At 33.8% G+C, this 8,193-nt stretch carries 9 protein-coding genes; 5 read left to right on the top strand and 4 right to left on the bottom strand.

Annotated features, from left to right (window positions below; genetic code table 11):
- On the bottom strand, positions 1–317 hold a 317-nt coding region (locus ABZC13_RS11365), incomplete at its 3' end, for an iron-containing alcohol dehydrogenase (RefSeq protein WP_373003758.1).
- Between the two features lie 130 nt (positions 318–447).
- On the opposite strand from ABZC13_RS11365, the gene ABZC13_RS11360 reads away from it, so the two are divergent.
- Complete coding sequence (locus tag ABZC13_RS11360; protein WP_373003755.1) at positions 448–822, top strand: winged helix-turn-helix transcriptional regulator; 375 nt, start codon at positions 448–450, stop codon at positions 820–822.
- Positions 822–1,721 (top strand): AEC family transporter, encoded by a 900-nt coding sequence (locus ABZC13_RS11355; protein ID WP_373003752.1) that lies wholly within the window; start codon positions 822–824, stop codon positions 1,719–1,721. The genes ABZC13_RS11360 and ABZC13_RS11355 overlap by 1 nt, the downstream gene beginning before the upstream one ends.
- Positions 1,722–1,731: 10 nt before the next feature.
- Here ABZC13_RS11355 and uvrA read toward each other — a convergent pair whose 3' ends face one another.
- Together uvrA and ABZC13_RS11345 are read right to left on the bottom strand one after the other, a co-directional pair.
- Positions 1,732–4,563 (bottom strand): excinuclease ABC subunit UvrA, encoded by a 2,832-nt coding sequence (gene uvrA, locus ABZC13_RS11350; protein WP_373003749.1) that lies wholly within the window; start codon positions 4,561–4,563, stop codon positions 1,732–1,734.
- A gap of 9 nt (positions 4,564–4,572) precedes the next feature.
- Positions 4,573–5,304 carry a sulfite exporter TauE/SafE family protein gene (locus ABZC13_RS11345; RefSeq protein ID WP_373003746.1) on the bottom strand — a complete coding sequence of 244 codons (732 nt, stop codon included), beginning with the start codon at positions 5,302–5,304 and terminating at the stop codon, positions 4,573–4,575.
- Positions 5,305–5,428: 124 nt separating this feature from the next.
- On the opposite strand from ABZC13_RS11345, the gene ABZC13_RS11340 reads away from it, so the two are divergent.
- Genes ABZC13_RS11340 through ABZC13_RS11330 form a run of 3 tightly spaced genes read left to right on the top strand, consistent with a single transcriptional unit; the run spans position 5,429 to position 7,050 of the window.
- Positions 5,429–5,851 (top strand): chemotaxis protein CheX, encoded by a 423-nt coding sequence (locus tag ABZC13_RS11340; protein ID WP_373003743.1) that lies wholly within the window; start codon positions 5,429–5,431, stop codon positions 5,849–5,851.
- On the top strand, positions 5,852–6,193 hold the full coding sequence (gene fliN, locus ABZC13_RS11335; protein ID WP_373003740.1) for a flagellar motor switch protein FliN: 342 nt from the start codon (positions 5,852–5,854) through the stop codon (positions 6,191–6,193).
- On the top strand, positions 6,190–7,050 hold the full coding sequence (locus ABZC13_RS11330) for a hypothetical protein (protein ID WP_373003737.1): 861 nt from the start codon (positions 6,190–6,192) through the stop codon (positions 7,048–7,050). The genes fliN and ABZC13_RS11330 overlap by 4 nt, the downstream gene beginning before the upstream one ends.
- On the opposite strand, the gene ABZC13_RS11325 is transcribed toward ABZC13_RS11330, so the two are convergent.
- Positions 7,047–8,192 (bottom strand): hypothetical protein, encoded by a 1,146-nt coding sequence (locus ABZC13_RS11325; protein ID WP_373003734.1) that lies wholly within the window; start codon positions 8,190–8,192, stop codon positions 7,047–7,049. The genes ABZC13_RS11330 and ABZC13_RS11325 overlap by 4 nt on opposite strands.
- Position 8,193 lies beyond the last annotated feature (1 nt).

The following is an 8,193-nucleotide window of genomic DNA, read 5'->3' as shown; positions in this document are numbered from 1 at the left end:
TTAGCAGAGTCTGCGACAGAACCGCCGCCAACACCGAGAACAGCTTGAATATTTTTGTCTTTTACTATTTTGATACCATCATTTACTCTGCTTAAAAGTGGATTACTAACAACACCGTCTAGCTCTTCATAAGAGATGCCATTATTTTTTAGAGATGCTATAACCCTCTCATATAGTCCATTTTTTTTGATACTTCCTGTTCCATATACCAGCAATACACTCTCGATATTTGCTTCTTTAATATATTGACCTATATTATTCTCTTTTGCCCTACCAAATTCTATTTTAGTAGGATTGTGATACATAAAATCATTCATCTTGGAGTGTCCTTATTTTATTAACTTTTGAAAATTATATAGCTTATGAACTTAATTGTTGCTTACGATACTTTAGGTAAGTAATGGAGTTAAATTTACTTTATGATATAATTACAGAACAAGGAATATTATGTACTATGTAAATGACAAAGAGTTTAAGTGCTCTGTGGGAGTAACTCTAGATATTTTTAACGATAAATGGAAGATGAGCATTATATGGCATCTACTTGAGAATGATAAAAGATTTAAAGACCTACACGAAGAGATATCTGAGATAACTCAAAAAACTTTAACAGTAAAACTAAAAGAACTAGAAAGTAAAAAGATAATCCATAGAGAAGTTTTTCCGGAAGTTCCACCTAAAGTAGTCTATTCTCTTACTCCTATCGGCAAAAAACTAAGACCTGTTTTAGAGAGTATGTTTAACTGGGGGATAGATTATGTTCAAGAGCATGGTACTATCTCCGGTGACAACACATGTGAAGTGAAACTATTTAAAAGATAATGGAAAATTTTGCTCTCATATTTGTAGCGCTCTTTATCGGCTATATCATCAATAAACGGGATATCTTCCCTAGAGACACTCCTATTATACTAAATCAATTTATTTTGTACATCTCACTACCGGCAATGGCTCTGCTGCAGATACCAAAACTAAGTTTTTCTTTTGAAGTTCTTATACCTATTATCATAGCATGGATAGTCATGGGTGTGAGTGCTGTTGTAATATATTATATATCTAAGGTTTTTAAGTTTTCTAAAGAAGTCACAGGAGCTTTGATGCTTGTTGGGGTTTTAGGAAACACTTCATTTGTAGGTATTCCAGTTATTCAAGCATACTTTGGAGATTCAGCACTGCCTTATGTCTTGATGTACGATCAACTAGGTTCATTTATCATGCTTTCAACATATGGTACTTTTATTTCTGTATATTATTCGAACACAGAAGATGTTAATGTCAAAGCCATAGCTATTAAAATTATTACTTTTCCACCATTCTTATCTCTACTTGTAGCACTATTTTTTATAGGAACTACATTTCATCCTGTCATAACTAGTGTTTTATCTTCACTGGCAAGTACTATAGTTCCTTTGGCTCTTGTTGCGGTAGGCTTACAGTTAAGATTTAAACTGCCAAAAGAGGATATAAAACCTTTTTTTAGTGCACTTAGTGTAAAACTTATTTTAGCTCCAGCAGTAGCTATTTTTATATCTATGATTTTTTCATGGGAAGGTTTAGCTTCAAGTGTTTCTATTATGGAAGCTGGAATGGGACCTATGATTACGGCAGGAGCAGTAGCATCTATGGCAGGTTTAGCTCCGAGGCTAAGCTCTGCAATAGTTGGGTATGGCGTTCTTCTTTCGTTTTTAACAACATGGATATTGTTTAAAATAATAGCGTAAAACAGAGCGTTTAGTCACTATGTAGGGCTAGCTCTTTTTCTAAATATGCACCTGTATAACTGCCATTATCTTTATGAGAAATAGCCAAGTCTTCAGGTGAACCCTCTGCGATAATAAGACCACCGCCTGAGCCACCTTCTGGACCCATATCTATAACCCAGTCAGCATTTTTAATCATGTCTAAGTTATGCTCAATAATGAGTACAGAATTTCCGAGCTCTACAAAGTGATGAAGGACTTTTGTCAGTCTGTCCACATCTGCAAAGTGAAGCCCTGTTGTAGGTTCATCTAGTATATATAGAGTTTTCCCTGTATCTTTACGGCTTAACTCTTTGCTTAGTTTGATTCTTTGTGCCTCACCACCTGATAGTGTTACGGCATTTTGACCAAGAGAGATATAACCCAGACCTACATCAACAAGAGTTTTCATCTTTTGGTGTATCTTTGGAATCGGCTTAAAAAATTCAAAGGCTTCATCTACGCTCATATTAAGAACATCAGAAATCGTTTTACCTTTGTAAAAAACTTCTAAAGTCTGCTGATTATATCTAGTACCAAGACAAGTGTCACAATTAACCATAATATCCGGCAGGAAGTGCATCTCTATCTTTATTTCACCCTCACCCTGACACTTCTCACATCTACCGCCTTTAACATTAAAGCTAAATCTTGAAGTAGTGTATCCGCGAATCTGAGACTCTTTTGTTTGAGAAAAAAGATTTCTTATCTCATCCATTACGCCGGTATAAGTTGCAGGATTAGATCTTGGTGTTCTTCCTATCGGGCTTTGATCGAGATAGATAACTTTATCTACATTTTCTAGTCCAGTAATCTCTACACCTGCAACTTTATTTACTTTTCTTGCATGGTTAAGTAGCTCTCTTGCTGTAGGAAGAAGAGTTTGAAGCATCAAAGAACTCTTTCCACTTCCGCTTACTCCTGTAATACAAACAAAGTTATTCAGAGGTATTTTTGCACTTAAATTTTCTATATTGTTTATAGTTACATTTTTTATCTCTATATATTTATCTTGTGAACGTCTGTAAAAGTACTCTATCTTCTTTCTTCCATATAAGTAATCAGCAGTCAGTGTTTTAGCTTTTTTCAACTTGTCCAATGTTCCGCTAAAAACAACATCGCCACCAAACTTACCTGCACCAGCACCAATGTCCACTATAAAGTCAGCATTTTCTATAGTCTCTTTGTCATGCTCAACAACGATAACACTGTTACCTTTTTCTTGAAGACTTCTAAGAGTACGAATAAGCTTTAGAGTATCTCTTTCGTGAAGACCGATACTTGGCTCATCAAGAACATACAACACACCTGTAAGACCACTGCCGATCTGAGATGCTATACGAATTCTTTGAGCCTCACCGCCACTTATACTTCTTGCATCTCGACCTAGAGTTATATAACCAAGTCCCACGTCAAACAAGAAGTATAGTCTCTCTCTGATCTCATTTAAAATAGGTAGTGCTACCTGCGTATCTTGTGCATCTAGGTATGAAAAATTATCTTCTTGTGCAAACCACTCGTAAGTTTTTCCTATTGGCATCTCTAAAAGTTCGGCTATGCCTTTTTGACCTACTCTAACTGCTAAAGATTCTAGTTTTAGTCTATTTGAATTACAAACATTACATACTTTCTCACTCATGTAATCAGCTAATTCTTTTTCATCTTTGAACATATCGTATGCTATTTTTACTATCCCTGGCCACATTCTTTTTACTTCATGATTTTTCCAAAGAAAACTCACTTCTTCTATACCACCATGTAAAATAGCTTTTTTCTGATGTTCAGGGAGGTCTGAATAAGGAACTGTGATGTCAATATCATTGTGAGCACAGAAACCCTTTAAAAATGTAAAATAATAACCTTTGTTAAAGCCGTAAACAATCTTAACAGCACCCTTCTCCACAGACAAGTCTATATCTATAATTTTATCTTGGTCAAGCGCATATCTTAAACCTAGACCATCACACTCACTACAAGCACCCTTAGGTGAGTTAAATGAGAAAGAAAGAGGTTCAAGCGGATCAAAGCTTATCTTACAGTCAAAACAAGCGTTATGCTCACTATAATGCATCTGGGATACACTCAAACCAAGTTCTTTATGATTTAAGATATCTATCTCTAACTCACCATAACTCTCTTTTAAAGCTTTCTCAACATCCGCTGCTATACGCTCTTTGTTTTCGGGTTTTACTACAACTCTATCTATTACAACTTTGATAGTATGTTTTTTAGTCTTACTCAGTTCGATTTCATCGTCAAGTCGAACCATAACACCGTCTATCATAGCTCTTACATAACCCTTATGAACGAGAGATTCCAGCATATCTGCATATGAGCCTTTCTTTTCACGAACAAGAGGAGCTAAAAGTACTAGTTTAGCGCCCTCAGGAAGCTTTGCAACTTCACCGATGATATCAGATGCTGACATCTGTGAGATTACTTTTTTACATTTATGACAATGCTGAACACCAACACGAGCATATAGTAGTCTAAAGTAGTCATATATCTCTGTAATAGTACCTACAGTAGAACGTGGATTTTTAGAAGTTGTTTTTTGATCAATAGCGATGGCTGGAGTAAGTCCCTCTATTTTGTCTACATCAGGCTTTCCTACACGATCAAGGAACTGTCTGGCATAAGATGATAGAGACTCCATATATCGTCTCTGTCCTTCTGCGTATAGTGTATCAAATGCAAGTGTTGATTTACCGCTTCCACTGATACCAGTCATTACAACTAGCTCATTTTTTGGAATTGTTAAACTTATATTTTTTAAATTATTTTCTCTTGCGCCTGTTATTATTATGCTATCTTTTTTCTTCACTTAAAACCTTTAAATAAATATTCTTTGAACTAAATATACAACTACTAAAAAGTAAAAACTGATCAGCAATCTTCTTTGTAACACTGTATTGACTATATCTTTTAAATGGATACCAAAATAGACTCCAACTAAAGAAGCCAATCCAATAATAACTCCACTCTCAAAATCTATATGCCCTAATCTTGCATGAGATATAAAACCTGCTATTGATGAGAACACCACAAAAAACAGACCTGCTGAAATAGCTTTTTTTAACGGCACATGTAAAAAACCGACTAAAATAGGAACCAGAACAATACTTCCACCAACACCGATAGTCATACTAAGAGAACCCAAGAAAAACCCTATAATGAAAAGTGCTACTTTGTTTACCTCTTTTTGTTCTCTTTCTTCTTTTGTCTTAAAAAAGAGTCTTAACAATGCAAAAACTGCAAAAGCTAAAAAGACCATTTCTAGGGTATTATCACTAAAACTAGAAGCTATGTTACCGCTAAGCAGTGCTCCAATAAAACCACCAATTCCGATACTACTTATCATAGCAACATCTAAGGTGCCTTTTTTGTTGTTTAGATAGCTTCCAAAAACAGAGCTAAAAACCATCTGCACAATGGCTATACCTATTGCTATTTTCGTATCGTATCCTAGCAGTAAAAGAAGAGGAACTAATATTGTCCCTCCTCCAATACCAAAGAAGCCAGAAACTATACCAACAGTTACACCAAGAAATATCAATTCAATCATTAAGTACCATTAAAAACTTTTAGCGAATTATACCCCTACTAGGCTTTATAGTTGATTTATTATTTATACTTTAATTTTGCTTTGAGATTGAATGAAGTATAATCAAGCTAAATAAAGGGTATAAATGTTAAAAACTATAATTCAAGCCTCAGAAAATTTTTGTATACATCAAATCCGAGAACCACATGTTATCCATGATGGTATCAATGAAAAGAGAACACTAATTGCTTATATAGATATAGATGCTCAAGACGGTAAAAAACATAGAGTTTATATAGCTTCAGATGAAAATTTTATGCAGAGAATTTCAAAGCTTTTTCTAGAAGAAGATGAGAGTGATGAGGAGACTTTAATAGATATGACATTAGAGACTACAAACCTCATAGTTGGCAGTGCTAAAGTAATCGCTGAAGAAGCCGATGAAAACCCGTATACCATCAACATACCTCACTTTGAAAAGATAGACAACTTTGACTTTGCATACGATGAGGCAAAAATCGTTAAAATTGAAAATGATGAAATGATAATAGCGATCAAGGAACTATAATTGGCTAAGAGAAGAAAGCATAGCTACGGTGAAAAAGAAATCCCATTTAATGAGGATAAAGAACTGTCATGGATGAACTATAGCGGTCTCTTGGACATGGAAGTGGAATTTGTATCTGACCTTGGTGAAACAGAGTTAACTATAGCTGAGATACTACAACTTGAAAAAGGTTCTATAATAGACCTTAAAAAACCAGCCGGTGAAAGTGTTGAGTCTTATGTAAATGGTCGAATACTCGGTAAAGGCGAAGTTATGGTTTATGAGAAAAACCTTGCTATTCGTATTAATGAGGTACTAGACTCTAGTGCTGTTTTATACCATCTTTCAAAAGAGAGACTATGATTAGACTTTTACTTATTTTTCTTCTTCCTCTAGCCCTAAATGCCTCAAAGATTCTAAGTTATAATATTTATGACAGAACAGATAGAGCGGATGTAATGATCACTTTTGATACTCCTTATGAGGGAGTTATAAAACAAAGTATTTCGCAATCTAAAATAATCATTAAACTTACAGATGCTAAGATAGAGTCTGCAAAACTTAAAAAAGTATCTTCTAAATTTTTACACTCTATTAACATAACTCCAATGTCCGGATATACACAAATAGTTGCATCTGTTGCAAATGATGTAACACTAAAAGCTTCTAAGACCTCTGACGCTTATGGACTAAGATTGAGATTTAGCTCAAAAATTCCTACACAAGTAAAAAAACCTGCTTCTGACAGTAGTAACATACTTGCATCATTACCCACTAAAAAAGATGGTGAGATGACCCAAAGTTACTATATCGTGATTGCTATACTAATCGTTGGAATCATCCTTTTACTTATGATAAAAAGAAGAGCATCTCCAAAAAATAGGAAAGAACAACAAAATTCTTGGTTATTTAAAGAGAATCAGCAAACAACATCTCTAAAAGACAATAATGTATCTATTAGATTTCAAAAGAGCATAGACAATTCCAATAGTGTAGTTATGCTTGATTTTGGTGAGCAAAGTTATCTTGTTCTAATGGGTGCAAGTAATATTTTACTAGATAAGTTTACAGACAACAAGCCTGTAACACAGGAAGATTTTGAGAGTATTTTACAAAATAGACATCAGGAATTAGATGAGTTCTTATCATTAAAAGATGAGACTAAAGAACCTTTACAGGCATATAAAGAGAGAGCAGCTTCTATATCCTACGAAGTCTAAGACTTCTTTGAGTCTCTCTCAAATCTCTCTCTGAGCAATTTTTTAATCATCTTAATATTTGACATATTAAGCTCATAACTATCATCCATCATTTTATTCATATGAAAGACTTCAGTTACAGTGATTCCATATGGATCTTTTTTCTCTTTAGTTATTTTTCCATCATCTTCAAAAGAATATAGATATAAGTTTTTACGCCCTTTTTGTATATAGTAGGTTAGAACTATCTCATCACTATATTTTTTTTCTATAGCAACGACAACTCTTTGACCATCTTGATACTCTTCCTCAAGACTAAGGAGTTCTCTTGCATTTTCTACACTAAGATAGCCAATATAAAATTTATTATACAAGTCATGGTATCTTTGAACAGTATCTTTCATTAAAAATCCCATATCAATGATATGTTTTTTATGAGACCTGATAGTTTTTGTTATCCAAGACATTGTGTTATAGTATCTGAACTGGTAAAGTTTAAATGAATGTGCTTCAACCATTTTTGGAGAATTAACCTTAGATATAGGTGCTAATTCTTTTGCATTTGGATTTTTTATGTAATCTAAGACATTATTTGCAGAAAACTCTTGCGTAAACCATACTTTACAATAATCTGGGAACTGTCTTGTTCCAGTAGCCCCTTCATTAAGTATAATAAGTGCTTTAATATCATAGTCAGGAAAAATAGTTTCAAGAAGTGCTTTTTTCTTTCGAAGTCTCTTTCTTAGTTTTAAAACAGATTTTACAAGAGTCATCTCAACAAAATAAAGTTCTTTATCTTTAGTGACAAGCATTGCATCAAACTCGCTAATTTCTCTGCTCTTTGTTCTATATACAATTTGCTGTTTTTCACTTATGGAAAGCGTATTTGCGTGAGCTTTTTGTCTGCCTTGATGAAAACCTTTGAGAATAAATTTCTCTATGTTGTCATTTTCCTCGGCATATCTTAAAAGTTTTTCATATATAAAGTTCTCATATACTTCGCCTTCAAAAGAGCGATATGAGCTTAAAAAAAGAGTATCTTCTTCATCTACACCTTTTTTTATTAGAGAAAGTAAATGCTTTACATTATACTCATAGTGAAAGATATTATCACCTATATCACTATCATCTAATATTTGTATTGATTTACTTATTTCTAGCATG

Source organism: Sulfurimonas sp. (genome assembly GCF_041563035.1).
Lineage (GTDB): Bacteria > Campylobacterota > Campylobacteria > Campylobacterales > Sulfurimonadaceae > Sulfurimonas.
Note: the sequence above shows the minus strand (reverse complement) of the source record. Positions and strands in the feature narration are given on the sequence as shown.

Bases quoted from the DNA above. Each gene is read 5' to 3' on its own strand.
- ABZC13_RS11360 (WP_373003755.1), top strand. From the start codon at position 448: ATGTACTATGTAAATGACAAAGAGTTTAAGTGCTCTGTGGGAGTAACT.
- ABZC13_RS11355 (WP_373003752.1), top strand. From the start codon at position 822: ATGGAAAATTTTGCTCTCATATTTGTAGCGCTCTTTATCGGCTATATC.
- ABZC13_RS11345 (WP_373003746.1), bottom strand. From the start codon at position 5,304: ATGATTGAATTGATATTTCTTGGTGTAACTGTTGGTATAGTTTCTGGC.
- ABZC13_RS11340 (WP_373003743.1), top strand. From the start codon at position 5,429: ATGTTAAAAACTATAATTCAAGCCTCAGAAAATTTTTGTATACATCAA.
- ABZC13_RS11330 (WP_373003737.1), top strand. From the start codon at position 6,190: ATGATTAGACTTTTACTTATTTTTCTTCTTCCTCTAGCCCTAAATGCC.
- ABZC13_RS11325 (WP_373003734.1), bottom strand. From the start codon at position 8,192: ATGCTAGAAATAAGTAAATCAATACAAATATTAGATGATAGTGATATA.